This window comes from Kribbella sp. CA-293567, from assembly GCF_027627575.1.
Lineage (GTDB): Bacteria > Actinomycetota > Actinomycetes > Propionibacteriales > Kribbellaceae > Kribbella.
In genome coordinates, this window is the sequence record NZ_CP114065.1 from 6,325,819 (window position 1) to 6,340,876 (window position 15,058).

At 68.8% G+C, this 15,058-nt stretch carries 14 protein-coding genes; 3 read left to right on the forward strand and 11 right to left on the reverse strand.

The window, feature by feature from the left end; translation table 11 throughout:
* The first annotated feature begins 66 nt into the window (after positions 1 to 66).
* Positions 67 to 603, forward strand: coding sequence for a TetR/AcrR family transcriptional regulator (locus tag OX958_RS29300; protein WP_270133204.1), 537 nt, complete (start codon positions 67 to 69; stop codon positions 601 to 603).
* Here OX958_RS29300 and OX958_RS29305 read toward each other — a convergent pair.
* The 8 genes from OX958_RS29305 to OX958_RS29340 form a co-directional block, all read right to left on the reverse strand.
* Positions 600 to 1,154: a hypothetical protein gene (locus OX958_RS29305; RefSeq protein ID WP_270133205.1), complete on the reverse strand. Its 555-nt coding sequence runs from the start codon at positions 1,152 to 1,154 to the stop codon at positions 600 to 602. The two genes, OX958_RS29300 and OX958_RS29305, sit on opposite strands and share 4 nt — an antisense overlap.
* Complete coding sequence (locus OX958_RS29310; RefSeq protein WP_270133207.1) at positions 1,151 to 2,392, reverse strand: DUF58 domain-containing protein; 1,242 nt, start codon at positions 2,390 to 2,392, stop codon at positions 1,151 to 1,153. The genes OX958_RS29305 and OX958_RS29310 overlap by 4 nt, the downstream gene beginning before the upstream one ends.
* A 56-nt stretch (positions 2,393 to 2,448) precedes the next feature.
* Positions 2,449 to 3,426 carry an AAA family ATPase gene (locus OX958_RS29315; RefSeq protein ID WP_270133208.1) on the reverse strand — a complete coding sequence of 326 codons (978 nt, stop codon included), beginning with the start codon at positions 3,424 to 3,426 and terminating at the stop codon, positions 2,449 to 2,451.
* Positions 3,427 to 3,434: 8 nt separating this feature from the next.
* Positions 3,435 to 3,968 (reverse strand): hypothetical protein, encoded by a 534-nt coding sequence (locus OX958_RS29320; protein WP_270133209.1) that lies wholly within the window; start codon positions 3,966 to 3,968, stop codon positions 3,435 to 3,437.
* Positions 3,965 to 4,723 carry a DUF4129 domain-containing protein gene (locus OX958_RS29325; protein ID WP_270133210.1) on the reverse strand — a complete coding sequence of 253 codons (759 nt, stop codon included), beginning with the start codon at positions 4,721 to 4,723 and terminating at the stop codon, positions 3,965 to 3,967. Before OX958_RS29325 ends, OX958_RS29320 begins: the two co-directional genes overlap by 4 nt.
* A gap of 25 nt (positions 4,724 to 4,748) precedes the next feature.
* On the reverse strand, positions 4,749 to 5,957 hold the full coding sequence (locus tag OX958_RS29330; RefSeq protein WP_270133211.1) for a GNAT family N-acetyltransferase: 1,209 nt from the start codon (positions 5,955 to 5,957) through the stop codon (positions 4,749 to 4,751).
* Positions 5,958 to 6,522: 565 nt separating this feature from the next.
* On the reverse strand, positions 6,523 to 8,289 hold the full coding sequence (locus OX958_RS29335; protein WP_270133212.1) for a proprotein convertase P-domain-containing protein: 1,767 nt from the start codon (positions 8,287 to 8,289) through the stop codon (positions 6,523 to 6,525).
* A 113-nt stretch (positions 8,290 to 8,402) separates the two neighbouring features.
* Positions 8,403 to 9,317 carry an XRE family transcriptional regulator gene (locus OX958_RS29340; RefSeq protein WP_270133213.1) on the reverse strand — a complete coding sequence of 305 codons (915 nt, stop codon included), beginning with the start codon at positions 9,315 to 9,317 and terminating at the stop codon, positions 8,403 to 8,405.
* Between the two features lie 168 nt (positions 9,318 to 9,485).
* Here OX958_RS29340 and OX958_RS29345 point away from each other — a divergent pair, with 168 nt between their 5' ends.
* Entirely contained in the window at positions 9,486 to 10,559 is a 1,074-nt protein-coding gene (locus OX958_RS29345; RefSeq protein WP_270133214.1) for a CobW family GTP-binding protein, read from the forward strand.
* Positions 10,560 to 10,567: 8 nt separating this feature from the next.
* On the opposite strand, the gene OX958_RS29350 is transcribed toward OX958_RS29345, so the two are convergent.
* Both OX958_RS29350 and OX958_RS29355 read right to left on the reverse strand, forming a co-directional pair.
* Complete coding sequence (locus tag OX958_RS29350; protein WP_270133215.1) at positions 10,568 to 12,097, reverse strand: acyl-CoA carboxylase subunit beta; 1,530 nt, start codon at positions 12,095 to 12,097, stop codon at positions 10,568 to 10,570.
* Between the two features lie 60 nt (positions 12,098 to 12,157).
* Positions 12,158 to 13,324 carry an acyl-CoA dehydrogenase family protein gene (locus tag OX958_RS29355; protein ID WP_270133216.1) on the reverse strand — a complete coding sequence of 389 codons (1,167 nt, stop codon included), beginning with the start codon at positions 13,322 to 13,324 and terminating at the stop codon, positions 12,158 to 12,160.
* A gap of 73 nt (positions 13,325 to 13,397) precedes the next feature.
* On the opposite strand from OX958_RS29355, the gene OX958_RS29360 reads away from it, so the two are divergent.
* Complete coding sequence (locus tag OX958_RS29360; protein WP_270133218.1) at positions 13,398 to 13,790, forward strand: MerR family transcriptional regulator; 393 nt, start codon at positions 13,398 to 13,400, stop codon at positions 13,788 to 13,790.
* 617 nt (positions 13,791 to 14,407) lie between these two features.
* Here OX958_RS29360 and OX958_RS29365 read toward each other — a convergent pair.
* Complete coding sequence (locus OX958_RS29365; RefSeq protein ID WP_270133219.1) at positions 14,408 to 15,058, reverse strand: DUF6891 domain-containing protein; 651 nt, start codon at positions 15,056 to 15,058, stop codon at positions 14,408 to 14,410.

Sequence of the window (15,058 nt, forward strand, 5' to 3'; positions counted from 1 at the left end):
AACTTACGCCCGGATCAAAGTATGCATCGACTGATAACATGTCAAGTGACGACGGAGAGGAAGCCGATGACGAGGACCAGGCTGACCGCGGCCGAGCGGAGCGAAGAGGTGCTGCAGGCCGCCGTGGTGGCGTTCGGCGCCAATGGCTACGCGGGCACCAAGACCGACGAGATCGCGCGGCTGGCAGGGGTGTCGCAGCCGTACGTGATCCGGTTGTTCGGCACCAAGCAGCAACTCTTCCTGGCGACCACCCACCGGGTCTGCGACCGGATCGAGGAGGAGTTCCGGCTGGCGGCGACGCGCGAGGGCACGCTGGAGAGCCTGGGCGACGCCTACAACGAACTGATGCCGGAGCGGGAGCTCCTGGTCGTCCTGTTGCACGGGTTCGCCGCCAGCGCCGACCCGGCGATCGGCGAGACCGTCCGGGCGCGCTTCGGTGGCATCCACCGCCTGGTCGGCGATCTCACCGGCGCGACGCCGGACGAGGTCACCAAGTTCATGGCGACCGGCATGCTGCTCACCGTGATGGCCGCGATGCAGGTCGCCGGCCCCAATCCGATCTCCTGCGAGTGGGCCACCGAACTACTCTTCACCCTCCACTAGTCCTCGCGGTCACCCAGCGGTTGACCGGAAGCGAACCAGACGACGGCAGTCGCGGCGGCGAGCGCACCGACGGTCACCAGCAAAGACCCCCGTACGCCGGCCCCGCGCACCACCGCGGCGGCCAGCGCGACGACCGGGCCGAGCAGCAGCGCAACAGTTGCTGGAAGCAACCACCTGCGCAAAGCCTGCCGATCGACCACGGCGTACGACGGGATCTGGGCGGCGAAGGCTGACGCCAGGTGCACCACCAACAAGGCGATCCCGGTCACCACCAGGCTCCAGCTCAGCTCGTTCGGCGCTCGCATCAACCAGCCGAAGCAGACGACGAGAATGAACACGAGTGCCGCCAACGAGTCGGGCAGCAGCACGCAGGCGACCAGCAGCAGCGACCCAACGATCGGGACCGCATCAAGCTGGTCCCAGGTCTGCCAGCCGGGCAGCACGACGGCCACCACTCCCGCCAGCGCGATCGCCGACCGCGCAAGCCAGGTCGCCGTACCTGTCGACTGGGCCTGTGACAACCACTGGGTGAGCTTCTCCGCGCCGCTCATGACCGGATCCTCGGTGCCGAGGCGACACGCGCCGCATCCCGCAGTACTTCGTCCAGCGTCCCGGCGCCCCGCCAGCCGACCGTCGGTACGCCGAGGTCGCCCAGCCGGTCGAGTTCCGCCCGGCGCTCGAGCAGCCGGAGCCGCCACGCCAGCGGCCACGCCTTCGCGTCGTGCTGCTCCAGGTCGATCACGTCGGCCACATCCGGCGGCAGGGTGTCGACCGCGATCACCGTGCAGCCCGAGTGGACCAACGTGACGATGTAGCCGAGCATCGCCTTGCCCAGCAGGGGGCTGAGCACGATCACCAGGCTGTCGGCGCGGATCCGGTGCCGGCGGGCCAGTTGGTTCTCGTCCTGCTGCCGGCTCTTGCGATCCGCGTGCACCAGCACGTCGAGGATCCGCCGCAGGTGGGCCCGGCCGCTACCGGCGCGCACTCCGCCGGTCGTCGTACCGGTGTCGATCAGGCGGACCCGATCACCGTGCCGCAGGTAGTGCTCGGCGATGGACGCGGCCGCTCGTACTGCGGTGTCCAAGCTGCTCGACCTGCCGTCGATGCCCTCACTGATGCCGACCTCCGCGCCAGTGTCGAGCAGGATGACGACCTCGGTGTCTCGATCTGACCAGGTGGACGTGACGTGCAGCTCGCGCGTGCGGGCCGACACCTTCCAGTTGATCCGGCGCAACCTGTCGCCGGTACGGAACGGCCTGACGCCTGCCAGCTCAGTGCCCTCCCCCGGCCTGCGGGAGCGGTGCAGCCCGACCAGCCCGGCAGGGCGCGGTACCGAGTCGACCGCCTCGAACCCGTCGCGCAGTGGCAAGGTACTGATGGCTTGAGCGCCCGTCGAGGACACGTGCGTCCGGTAGCCGCCCAGGACAGAGGTGGCGATGACGATCGGGTGTTCCAACGGCCGCAGCCCCCAGCGCTCGGAGCGCAGGCCCACCTCGACGGCCACGCCGCCCTGCCCCGCCGGCGCGGCTACAGCAGCCTGCGGCGGGTCGTAGCGGAACCACGGCGTCCGGAGCAGAGACATGACCACCAGGTCGACGTCCGGGTCCAGCTCCTCGTCGACCTTCAGCCTGTACGTCGTCGCCTGTCCCTCGAACAGCACGTCGGCGTCCAGCTCGGTCGTGACCACCGGCTGGGCCCGTGGACGGAAGAAGCGTCCCCAGGCAGCGACGAAGGCCAGTGGAAGACCCAGCACGGCCAGGTCCGGCCGACGACCCAGCACAGCGATCATCAGCAGGACGGCAGCGACCGTGACCGCCCTGATCTGCGCGTGTGTCGGCCGCCAGCTCACTGCCGGGCGCCCGCGACGGTAGGCGGTGCAGGCACCGACCCCAACACGGCACGCACCACAGTGGCGCCAGTCACCTCGTGCAGCCACAGCTCGGGCCGCACAGTGATCCGGTGAGCCAGCGCAGGGCTGGCAACCGCTTTCACATCCTCCGGTACGACGTAGTCGCGCCCCTGGATGACGGCGTACGAGCGAGCGGCCAGCAGCAGCGCCAGTGAGCCACGGGGCGAGGCGCCAACCAGCACCTGGGAGTCGCGGCGAGTCGCAGCGGCCAGTTCAACGCAGTACCGGCCGACTGTGTCGTCGACGGTGACGGTCTCGATCGCCTGTTGCGCCGCAAGGAGTCCGGCGGCATCAGTGACCGGCTCGACCTTCTGGTCCTCCGAGCGGCGACCCATGCGGCGCTGCAGGACCTCCCACTCCTCAGCGGCCGTCGGGTAGCCGAACGCGATCCGCAGCATGAAGCGGTCGAGCTGGGCCTCCGGCAGCGGGTAGGTCCCTTCGTACTCGACCGGGTTGGCCGTGGCGAGCACGTGGAACGGCACCGGCAGCGGGAAGGTTTCGCCCTCGACGGTGACCTGATGCTCCTGCATCGACTCCAGCAGCGCGGCCTGAGTCTTCGGCGGTGTCCGGTTGATCTCGTCGGCCAGCAGCAGGCCGGTGAAGATCGGACCGGGCCGGAAGACGAACTGCGAGTCCCGCTGGTCGTAGACGAACGCACCGGTGACGTCGGAGGGCAGCAGGTCCGGGGTGAACTGGACCCGGCGGAACTCCAGACCGAGCGCCTGTGCGAACGACCGCGCCGCCAGCGTCTTGGCCAGGCCCGGGTAGTCCTCCAGCAGCACGTGGCCGCCGGCCAGGATCCCGGCCAGTACCAGCTCGAGCGCCTCGCCCTTGCCGACCACCGCCTCGCCGACCCGGTCCAGCACCTTCCGGCTCAACGCCGACACCTCGGTGAGGCTCAGCTCATCAGTCACGGGTTCCCTCACAACTTCTCGATGGTCTGGACTGCCAACTCGATCTCCGCGAACGTCGCGGTCCGTGCCTCGGTGCCGCTGATCAGGTCCCACAGTTGCGCACCGGCCACCTCCCGGGCCCGCTCGGGCTCCAGCTCGGGGTCGATACCGTGCCGGTGCACCAGCCGGTCGACGGTCAGCTCCAGCAGCAGCGGGCGAATCCGGCGAGTGAACGTCATCGATCCCTCCCCGGCCCTGCGCTCCCGATCCGACTCCTGCACCCAGGTCGCGAGGAACTGGGTCCGGTTGTCGCTGTTGCGGCCCCGGCGGGCGGTCAGCTTCTCGTCGTACCGGGCGGGCCAGGAGGTCTCCAGCACCTGCGGCATCGCCAGCCGCAGAGCCACCGAACCGAAGCCGATCGCCAACCCCATCGCGACGAACCACAGCGGCCGCGGCTGAGTGCCGGCCAGACCGAAGCCCGCTACCAGCACCAGGCTGCCCAGCACCGCGATCAGCAGGTGCTGCACGAGCACCTTGTTGAACGGTCCCAACCGCTGCTTCATGGGGACGTCACCTCGGAGTCGTCCTCCGGCTGGCCAGGCTGCGCCGGGGTACGACGTGCTGTCGCTGCCGCGAGCTCCTCCTGCAGCCGGACGAGTGCTGCCCGTGCCTGGTTGCGGGAGTCCTCGCTCGAGCCGTGCGTCGAGTACCGCGCCTCGCGGTAGAGCTGCGCCAGCCGGAGCAGCTCGGGCTCGGAAACACCGCCGACACCCAGCACCCGCACCGTGAACTCGGCCGGTGTCTCAGACGGCTGCCGCGCCACGCCTGCTGAGGCGGCAGCGTCCTCCAGGGCTACCCAGCACGCGATCACGCCGTCGGTCGCAGTACCGGAGTCGATCGCGGCCAAGCCGGACTCGACCGCTTCGGCGAGCCTTGCGACCTTCAGACGCTCCCAGTCGGAGTCGGAGCGCTCAGGCGTCGGCAACTCGACCTTGCGGAGCATCCGGTAGAGCGCGCGGAGCAGGAGCAGGAGCAGGATCGTCGCGACCGCGTAGAACACCGCCTGCCAGAGGAACGTCACCCAGGCCGGCGTCTCGAACGGCTCCACCTCTTTCCTCGGCGGTGGTGACAGCTGTTGCGGCGGGGTCACCTGGTCCGGCGTCGGTGTCGGCAGCTCGCGTGGCGCCGCGGTGGCAGTGCTCTCGCTGTACGGCCGGACGCTGCCACCTGCCGACGCGAGCACGACCAGCGCGACAGCGGCCACTCCCAGCGCCAGAACGAGCGCCACTGCCAACGCGCTACGACGGCTTGGCTGCATCCGGGAAGACTAGCCGGGTGCTGGATCAGAACCCCGTGTCGAGCCAGGGCACCCGCGCTGACAGGAACGCCCGCGACGTCGCGGCCAGCGCTCCATCGGTCCGCTCCTCCACCAGCCCGGCCGCGCCGAGCAGCCCGAGCGACGGACGACCCAGGTACGCCGTACCGAGGTCGCGCACACCGAGTACGACGTCCGGCGCACGGTCGGTCTTCTCGCAGGCCGCGCCATCCGGACCACCGGTCAGGTGCCAGGAGCCGGCGTTCCAGGGCAGGAAGTCGTCCTCGACGCCCAGAACGACGTCCAGTTCCTCGGCGTACGTTCGCGCGCTCAGTGCCTGCTGGACATCGGTCAACCGGGCCCACACCCCGTCCACCGTGGTTGCGTCAGCCGCTCGCGGATCGACCAGCAGGAACAGCAGCGGGTCATCGGACGGCAGCGACCCGTACGTCGTCTCGCTGAGCAGGTCGGGGTCGAGCAGGAACTGCCACAGGGCCGCATGCGCGGCCACGTCCCGCGAGTGCACCCGCACGACGTCGACGAAACCCCTGTCGGTACGACGCGTTCGGTAGTGCGTGTAGCCGACCAACTCGCCGTCGCGCTCGGCGAGCACACACCGCAGCGGGGACGCGCCAGTGAGATCGGTCGTCACGTTGTCGTGCGTCGCGTAGTACTGGAGCTTCTCGCCGTGCTGGAACATGCCCGGCCGGGTCAGCGCCTCGGCGTTGTGGAAAGCAGTAGTCTGCCGCAGCGACTCCTGCGGATCGGCGAACCGGATCCGGACGTCGCCGGCCCCGGCCACCTCCCGCAACTGACGCGAGACCCGCTTGATGGTGACGCGCTGATGATCGGAAGCCAGCCCGTACCCGAAGCGCCCGTAGATGACCGGCTCACTCGCGGTCAGCACAGCCAGCGGCTCCCCCGCCTCGTACAGGTCTGTCAGTTGCCTGCGCATGAGATCACGCAGAATGCCTCGCCGACGATGCGTCGAGACCACGCCGACCATCGTCACCCCGCCGGCCGCGACCTGCCCGCCCGGCACGGTGAACTCGAACCGAAACGACCCGGTGTGCCCGACCAGTTCCTTCCCGTCGACGGCAACCAGACTGCGCTCCCTCGCCCAGACCTGCTCCTCCGTCTTCAGCTGAGCCTCGGTCCACGGCGCGGAGAACGCCAGGTTGATCAGATCCTGCAACTGCTCCCACTCACCGGCGTACGGCGCGATCTCGATCGTCATGTGTCTTGCCTACCAGACACTTGTGGGTGCTTGCCTCGGGTTTTCCCACGCAGCACCTCCGTCGCTGCTCCCGCCCACCCTCGTGCGCGGCTCCTGCGTCGCCGCTTGCTGTGTGGTTGCGATGGGCTTCTATGCGCGGCTAGGTCAGAGCAACCACGAACTGCTGGTCCGCCGTCTGGATCGTCACATTCAGCGCGGTGGTCGGCTCGTCGGCATCAGCGGAGGTATCTGTCGCTGCGCCACTGGTGTGCGTAGGACAGCCGCCTGGTCGGTAGATATTCAGCTAGCGGCTTGGCCGGTGAGTGGTCGCCGCCGGATGTTCGACAAGCTTTGCCGTCGACAACCGCCCACCTCGCATTCCAGCGGCGAGCACCTCCGATTACCGGCCCGCCGCCAGCCGACCACCGCAACCACCACCAAGCGGCGACGCAGGAGCCGCGCACCGAGGCCGGCGGGAGCAGCGACGAAGGAGCTGCGTGGAAAACAACCGGCCGGCTGTCCCCAAGCCGGCCGGCTGCTCACCCGGGTCGAGGGATCACCTCGACCCGGCACAGGAGCGAAAGGGTCAGAGGGTGATCGACCAGTTCGTCAGGGCTCCGGTGTCGCCGGGCCCGTTGTCGCCGATGCGGAGGTTCCACGTACCGGCTGCGTTCTCGGTGCCGGTCGGCGTCAAGGTGTAGGTCTTGCTGGCCGGCAGCGGGTGGCAGATGGCGCCGCCGGTGCGCTGCAGGTAGTACCAGCGGCCGCTCGGGGAGACCAAAGAGATGTTGAGGTCTTCCAGGCAGGTGTGGTTGCCCTCGACGGTGACCTTGAGCTGGCTCGCGGTCTTGCCGGTCGCCGTCGAGCGGATCGGGCTGACCACGGTCTGGAAGTCGCGGATCGGGAAGTCGGTGCCGTTGGCAAAGGTCCGGCCGCCGCCCGGGCCGCCTGGCTGGGTGCGCGCCGTCACGGCCGAGCTGGCCTGCGACTTGTTGCCTGCAGCATCTTTTGCCCGGATGGTGAAGGAGTAGCTGGTGTCCGCCGTCAGGCCGGAGACAGTGGCCGTCGTACCGGTGACGCTTGTCGCGAGAGCGCTGCCGTTGTAGACCTCGTAGCCGGTGACGGCAGTGTTGTCCGTCGAGGCATCCCAGGCCAGCGAGACGCTGTCGGACGTCGTACCGGTGGAGCGGACGTTGCCCGGCGTGGTCGGTGCCTCGTCATCGCCGCCCGGGTCGGGTGCGCCGGTGAGCAACGTGAGGTTCCACTTGGTCAGCGCCTCCCTGACCGGCTGGAAGATCGAGTTGCCGGAGTCGCCGGAGACACAGCTGCTGTTGCCGCCTGAATGCAGGCCGACGGCCTCGCTGCCGCGAAGCCAAGCACCGCCGGAGTCGCCACCCTGCGAGCAGGCGTTGGTCGTGCTCAGCCCGTCGATCGTCACGTTGCCGTAGTTGATCGACTGGTTGACCGCGGTGACCGTGCCGCACTCCCACTTCGGTGCGGTGTTGCCGGAGTGGCAGACCGCGTCGCCGACGATCGCGTCGGCCGTACCGCTGACCGTGACAGCGGGTGAGCCCCAGGTGTTGACGTTCGGCGAGAGGGTCCAGCCGCTCTCCGTCACGGCCACGACGCCCATGTCGCCTTCGCGGGCGTTGATGCTGCGGCTGCCGCCGACGTTCGAAGTACCGAGCCGGTTGGCCTGGCCGATCGCGCCGTACGCCGCCTGGTTGGCGTCGTTGGTGCAGTGTCCGGCGGTGACGAAGTGCTTGTTGCCCTGGGCATCGGTTGCCGGGAAGCCGACCGAGCAATAGGTTTCGCTGCCCGGCCACCAGGGATCACCTGGATGCACCTCTCCGGCCTGCTGCTTGTACGTCGTACTGACCTGGACGACCTGGACGCCGTCACCCAGCCCCCGCAGCCCGCCGTACGCGCCACGCACCTTGACGACGACCTTGTTGCTGACCGGGTCGATTCCCCAGCTCTGCAGACCCTTCCCACGATCGGCCGTCGCGATCTTGTCGACCTTGACGAACAGCGCGTCGAGCTGCGCCTGGCTGCGGTTGACCAGCTTCGGCGTGGCACCGGCCTGCTGCACCTTGGCCGCTTCCTGCTGGGTCGTCACGGCGACCATCAGCTTGCCGTCGGCGATCCACCGGCCGGCCTGAGCCGGAGAGGGAGCCAGTTTGCCGGACACCTGGTGCAGCACGGCCTGCTGCTGCAGGAGCGCCTCCGGACCTGAGCCCGAGGCTCGCGACTGCTCCGCGTTGGCCGGGCCGCCGACGGCGACCAGAGCCGCGATCGAAGCCAGTACCGCGGCTCCGCCGACCGTTGCGGCCGTCTTCCTGCGCCTTTTCATCACTGTTCTCCTTGAATTCTTTCCGGGGAGGGGTTGGGCCGACCCTAGGAACGAATTCGAGGCGCCGATATCACTCGGGCGCTTTTCACAGTTAAGGCTATGGACTTAACACTTCACTTTTCTTGGTGCGGCCAGTTCCAGCGCAAGCCGTACCGGCCGGGACCGAAGTTCAGCGCGACTCCGTGCACCGACTCCTCCGGCTCCACCCGTACGACGGTCTCGGCCGCCTCGTCCAGCTGCGAATAGCGCTCACAGCCGACCGGCAGGGCCGCCGGGTCGAAACAGACCTCCAGCACGAACTCCCGGACCGGCAACCGGAACTTCCGTTCGTAGTTGGTGGCCGGCGGATAAGGCGCGGAATTCACCAGTTCGTGCTCGGTGATCACCGTCTCGCCTTTGCGCAGCGCACGGTCGAACAGCAATTCGGCGACCAGCAGGCCGTCGGCGGGGCGCAGTACCGTGCGACCCAGCCGGCAATGCCGCAGCGGCCTGATCTCGGGCAGCGCGCGATCATGCTCGTCGAGGTGCATGATCACGACCCAGCGATCAGGGCCGTCCGCCTCCGCCCGGAGTACCTGGCGCGAGTGGTAGGACCGTTCACCGCCTTCGGGACCGATGAACACCCGATCGTGCTGGCTGATCCTGGTCAGCCGCTCGTCCCACTTGATGTCGACCTCGCTGACGGCGTCCACGACCGCGTCCGGCCTGGCCCAGAACGCGGCCACCTCCGGCGGCACCGGCACGGTGCTCAGCCATCGCCCACGCCTCCGCGGCGGCCCCAACGAGTCCACCAACGTGCCGGCGGGCACCTCCAGCACGCTTTCCAGCAACTGCACCGCCGCCAGAGAGTCACGCCGCTCGGGCCGGGACCGCCCCGACTGCCAATAGCTGAGCGTCGCCAGACTCACCGACACGCCTTGAGCCCGCAGCCGGTCCCGAATCCGCTCCAGCCCGAGCCCGCGCGCCCGGATCGCCGCGCGCAGGATCCGCGCGAACTCGCTGTCAGCCTGCTCGAGTGGCTCCGGCATAGTCCGCACCCTAGTTAGCTCTCCCTGCTCACGGAAGGCACCGGCCCTTTAACAGTTAACAGCTTCTGGCGGATTTCCGCGGCGGCCCGCGATTTTTCCCGAACTCGCGGGAAAACCGGTGCACCCCCAGCTCTGGACTGATGAAAACCGTTTTCATATACTCAGGGCATGGCCGCCCATCGTAAGACCCCGCTGACCCTGTTGACCGGGCTCTCGACCACCCTTCGCGAGCCCGTACTGGCCACCATGGTCGACGCCACCACCGTGGCTGTCGTGGTGGATCAGGACGAGCTGCGCCACCGGGGCGTCCTGGGCTGGAAGGTGTTCGACCACAGTGGCCCGATCGACGCGGGTGAGTTCAGCGTCGACGACGACTGCGGCGCCTGTCAGTTGATCGAGTCGCTGCTACCGCTGCTGGAGACTCTGGTCTCGCGCGAACACTGGCAGCACGTCGTACTGGCGGCTCCGCCTGCGATGGAGGCGCGGTCACTGGCGAGTGCGCTGGTCGCGACGATGCCCGAGATCCAGGTCGACACGGTGACCTGCGTGGTCGACGCCGTACTGCTGGTCGAGCAGTTGTCCGGCGACGAGTTGCTCGACGAGCGTGGACTCGCGCTCGGGCCGCCCGACCGGCGCAATGTGGCCGAGCTGACCGCGCGCCAGATCGAGTACGCCGATGTCTGCGTCCTCGCCAATGCCTACCGTGCCAAGGCGCCCGAGCGGCTGCACCACCTGCTCCAGCACCTGAACCCGCGGACCACCGTCGTCAGCGCGGACCCCAGCGGCGTACCGGGTGAGCCGGTCTCGCGGCTCGGGCGGTTCGACTTCGTGGCGGCCGAGGCCTGGGCAGGTGAGCTGGCAACCGACTCGCGTTTGCAGCCGAGCGGCGACGGCGTCACCACGATGCTGTGGCGGTCGAGTCGCCCGCTGCACCCCGCCCGGCTGAGTGAAGCCTTGGAGGACATCGTCGAGGACGTCGTCCGCAGCCGTGGCGTGGTCTGGCTCGCGAACCGGCCGACCCAGCGGGTTCGCTGGGAGTCGGCCGGTTTCAGCGCCTCGCTCGGCACCCTCGGCGAGTGGTCGGAGACCGAGCACCTGGCCGAGTGCACCGTGGTCGCCACCGGCGTCGGGCTCGACCCGGCCCGCCTGCAGGCGGTTCTCGACGCCTGCCTGCTGACCGAGTCCGAGCTCGCGACCCTCGACTGGCAGTCACTGGACGACCCGTTCGCGGGAGTCCTGTGACGTGGCGATCAGACCGGCGGTACGCCGTGCCGCCTGGTGCTGAAGTGGCGGTTCTTCGTCTGCGCCGCGGCCAGCCGGGCGATCAGCTCGTCGCGCAGGTTCTCCGGCTCGACGATCGCGTCGATCACCAGGTCGGCGGCCAGCCGGAGGATGTCGATGTCGGTCTCGTACTCCTCGCGCAGCTTGGAGACGTACTCGACCCGCTCGGTCTCGTCCTCGATCAGCTGGATCTTGTTGTAGTAGACCGCGTTGATCGCGGCCTCCGGACCCATCACGGCGATCTTGGCCGTCGGCAACGCGATACACGCGTCCGGGGAGAAACCCGGCCCGCACATCGCGTACAGGCCGGCGCCGTAGGCCTTCCGGACGATCACCGAGACCGTCGGCACGGTCGCCTCCGACACCGCGGTGATCATCTTCGCGCCGTGCCGGATGATGCCGGCCCGCTCGACCTCGGAGCCGATCATGAACCCCGGTACGTCGCACAGGTAGATCAGCGGCACGTTGAACGCGTCGCACAACCAGATGAACCGGGCCGCCTTGTCGGCGGAGTCGACGAACAGCACGCCACCCTTGACGGCCGGCTGGTTCGCCACGAAACCGACCACCTGGCCCGCCAGCAGCCCGAACCCGACGACCAGCTCCGGCGCGTACGCCGGCTTGATCTCGAAGAAGGTGTCGGCGTCGGTGATCGCGTCGATCACGTCGTGGATGTCGAAGCCGACGCTCTCCTCGACCGGCACCAGGTCGCGGGTGAAGTCGCGGCCGGCCGGTGACGCGTCGTACGCCGGTGGCGGCGACTGCCACGAACCGGGCAGGTAGGAGAAGTACTGCTTGGCCAGCTCGATCGCCTCGGCGTCGTCACTCGCGAGCAGGTCGCCACAGCCGGAGACACTGGTGTGCATCCGGGCGCCGCCCATCTCCTCCAGCGTCACCTTCTCGCCGACCACCATCTCGGCCATCCGCGGCGATCCGAGGTACATCGAGGCGTTGCCGTCGACCATGATCACCAGGTCGCAGAACGCCGGGATGTACGCGCCACCGGCCGCCGACGGGCCGAACAGGCAGCAGATCTGCGGCACCTTGCCGGACAGCGCGACCTGGTTGTGGAAGATTCGCCCGGCACCGCGACGGCCGGGGAACAGGTCCACCTGATCGGTGATCCGCGCGCCGGCGGAGTCGATCAGCCAGAAGATCGGCAGTTCGTCGCGCAGCGCCACCTCGGTGATCCGGACGATCTTCTCCACCGTCCGGGCTCCCCACGAACCGGCCTTGACGGTCGGGTCGTTGGCAACCAGCAGAGCCGGCCGGCCGTCGACCAGCGCGCGGCCGGTGACGACGCCGTCCGCGGGCAGGCCCGGGTTCAGCGCGTTGGCGAGCTGCGCGTCCTCGACGAAGCTGCCCTCGTCGACGAGCAGGGCGATCCGGTCGCGGACGTAGAGCTTGTTCTGCGAGGCGAGCTTGGCGGCGGCCTTCTCGGGCGGCGACAGCGTCGCCTCGCGCGCGACCTTGACCTCGGTCCAGTGATCCCTGCTCATGCGGCCATCCTGTCAGCTACGTCGTCTGTCACTCGGCCGGCCGCTCACTCGACCGGCCGTTCACTCGACCGGGAGGCCGAGGCCGCGGGCGATCAGCATCCGCTGGACCTCGGAGGTGCCCTCGCCGATCTCGAGGATCTTCGCGTCGCGGTAGAACCGCGTCACGGGGTACTCCTCCATGAAGCCGTAGCCGCCGAACACCTGGGTCGCGATCCGGGTCGCGGTGACCGCGGCCTCGGTCGAGTACAGCTTGGCGACGGCGGCCGCCTGCTTGAACTCCTTCATCGGCGCGCCCGCGTCCTTGAGCGCCGCGGCCCGGTAGACCAGCAGCTCGGCCGCGTCGGCCATCACCTTGAGGTCGGAGATCTGGAAGGCGACGCCCTGCTTCTGCCCGATCGGTACGCCGAAGGTCTTGCGCTCACCGGCGTACTGGACCGACATCTCCAGGCAGGCCTTGATGCAGCCCAGCGCGACCGCGCCGATCGCGACCCGGCCGTCGTCCAGGGTGGCGAGGAACTGGCCGAAGCCCTTGCCGCGCTGACCGAGCAGGTTGGCCTCCGGCACCCGGCAGTTGGCGAACGACAGCGGGTGGGTGTCGCTGGCGTGCCAGCCGAGCTTGTCGTACGCCGCTTCCGCCACGAAGCCCGGCGTACCGGTCGGGACGATGATGGTGGAGATCTCCGGGCGGCCGTCCGGCTTCTCGCCGGTCCGGGCGGTGACGGTGACCAGCGAGGTGATGGCGGAGCCGGAGTTGGTGATGAACTGCTTCGAGCCGTCGATCACCCACTCGCCGTTGTCGAGCACGGCCTTGGTCTTGGTCGCGCCGGCGTCCGAGCCGGACTCCGGCTCGGTCAGGCCGAAGCCGGCCAGCCGCTGACCGGAGATCAGGTCGGGCAGCCACTGCTGCTTCTGCTCGTCGGTGCCGTAGGTCAGGATCGGGTTGATGCCGAGCCCGACCGCCGCCTCGAGCGTGATGCCCATCGACTGGTCGACCTTGGAGATCTCCTCGATCGCCACACACAGGCTGGTGAAGTCGCCGCCGGAACCGCCGAACTCCTCCGGCGCGGTCAGCCCGAACAACCCGAGCGCGCCCATCTTCTGGACCACCTCGACCGGGAAGTAGTGCTTGCGGTCCCACTCGGCCGCGTGCGGCGCGATCTCGGCCTGGGCGAAGTCGCGCACGCTGTGGGCGAACTCGCGGTGCTCTTCGGACAGCTCGTACGACATGACTCTCTCCCGGGCCTCGTGATTGACGCTTACGTAAACGTAAAGCACGATGGGCTGTGTGCACAATGTCCGGGTGCCTGCCGATACCTCTACCTGGTCCATCGCGGAGCTGGCCGCCGAATACGACGTCACCCTGCGCACCATCCGCTTCTACGAGGACCGCGGCCTGCTCACCCCTGAGCGCCGCGGCACGGCCCGCGTCTACCACGCCCGCGACAAGGTCCGCCTCGGCCTGATCCTGCGCGGCAAACGCCTCGGCTTCACTCTCGACGAGATCGCCACCATCGTCGACATGTACGACCGTGAACCCGGCGAGGAGGGCCAACTGGTCTACCTCCTCAACCAGATCACCACCCGGCGAGCGGAACTCGAACAACGGCGGCGGGACATCGACGAGACTCTGGCCGAGCTGGCCGAGGTAGAAGCCCGCTGCCAGTCGGATCTGGACATCCTGCGCAACCGATGACTTTCGGCTGAGGCGGTGAGCCCCACCCGTGCAGGCGTCGCGGGCTAGAGCGTTGTGCCCACCCGAACCACTACCGATGGATCGTCAAGCGCACATCACCCGACTGATCCCGGCCGAGGTGGATAACCCCACCCGCACACGCCTCGCCGGCTGAAGCGTTGAGCCCACCCGAACCCCAACCGGATGACCGTCGAGCGCCGCATGACCCGATCAGCCCCGGCCCAGGTGGAATAGCCCCACCCACACCGGCGTCGCGGACCAAAGCTTCGCGCCCATCCAAACCACTACCCGGGGGACCATCAAGCACCACCGACCGATCCCGGCCGAGGTGGATAGCCCACCCACACCAGTGTCGCGGAGCAAAGCTTCGCGCTCACCCGAACCACTACCGGCAAACCATCGAGCGCACATCACCCAACCGATCCTCGCCGAGGTGGGCCTGCGGTAGGCATCGGAGGTGTTGGCGCAGGTCAGCGCCTCTTCGCGGCGGAGCTTGTCGGCCCAGTGACCGAACTACCGGCGTGGTGACATCACCCACTGTGCCAACCCACAGACGACCTACAGCTGAGTGCCGTGCCTGCCGGGAAGTACGGCGAGAGGTCAGCGGATGCGATGGCTCACGGCAGTCGGCGGTGCCAGGTCAGCGGTCCGACCGCGATGCGTTGGTCGGAGGAACCGTTCCAGTCGACGGGGAGGTTCTGGGCTCGGAGGGCGGCGGTGATCTGGTGGCCGATCTCGGTGTCCTGTTCGGCGACCTGGCCGCGGATCGGGTCGAGGGTGCCGTAGGCGAGGTAGAGGTGGGAGCCGTTGTCGGTGAGGCGTTCGCTGTCCTGCTGGTGGAAGAAGACGTAGCCGGAGGAAGGGCGGTCGGTGGGGCGTTCGTCGTCGATCTCGTCGACGCCGCAGGTTTGGCAGCAGGTGAAGTTCATCCGGGCGACCACGCCGGCCGCGTCCAAGGCGGCGAAGGCGGCCTCGACCCGGTCTGCGTCGGTGGGCGTGGTCCACGTCTGTTGCTCGGCGAGCCGGGCGTTCCAGACCTCGTCGACGACCTGCTCGAGCTCGGCGTCCGACACCTGCATCTCGTCGTCGTCGCGGAACTCGCGCGCGTACTCCAGCACCTCGTCGCGGGTGTTGAAGCCCGGCAGCACCCAGAGCAGAACCTGGTCTCGCAACTCCTCCAGCGCTGCCGGCTCAGCAGCCGGAACGGGCTCGGGAGCGACGGGCTCGCTGGGCGGCGTACGGCGGCTTAGTCTGTCGAAGATCCCCAC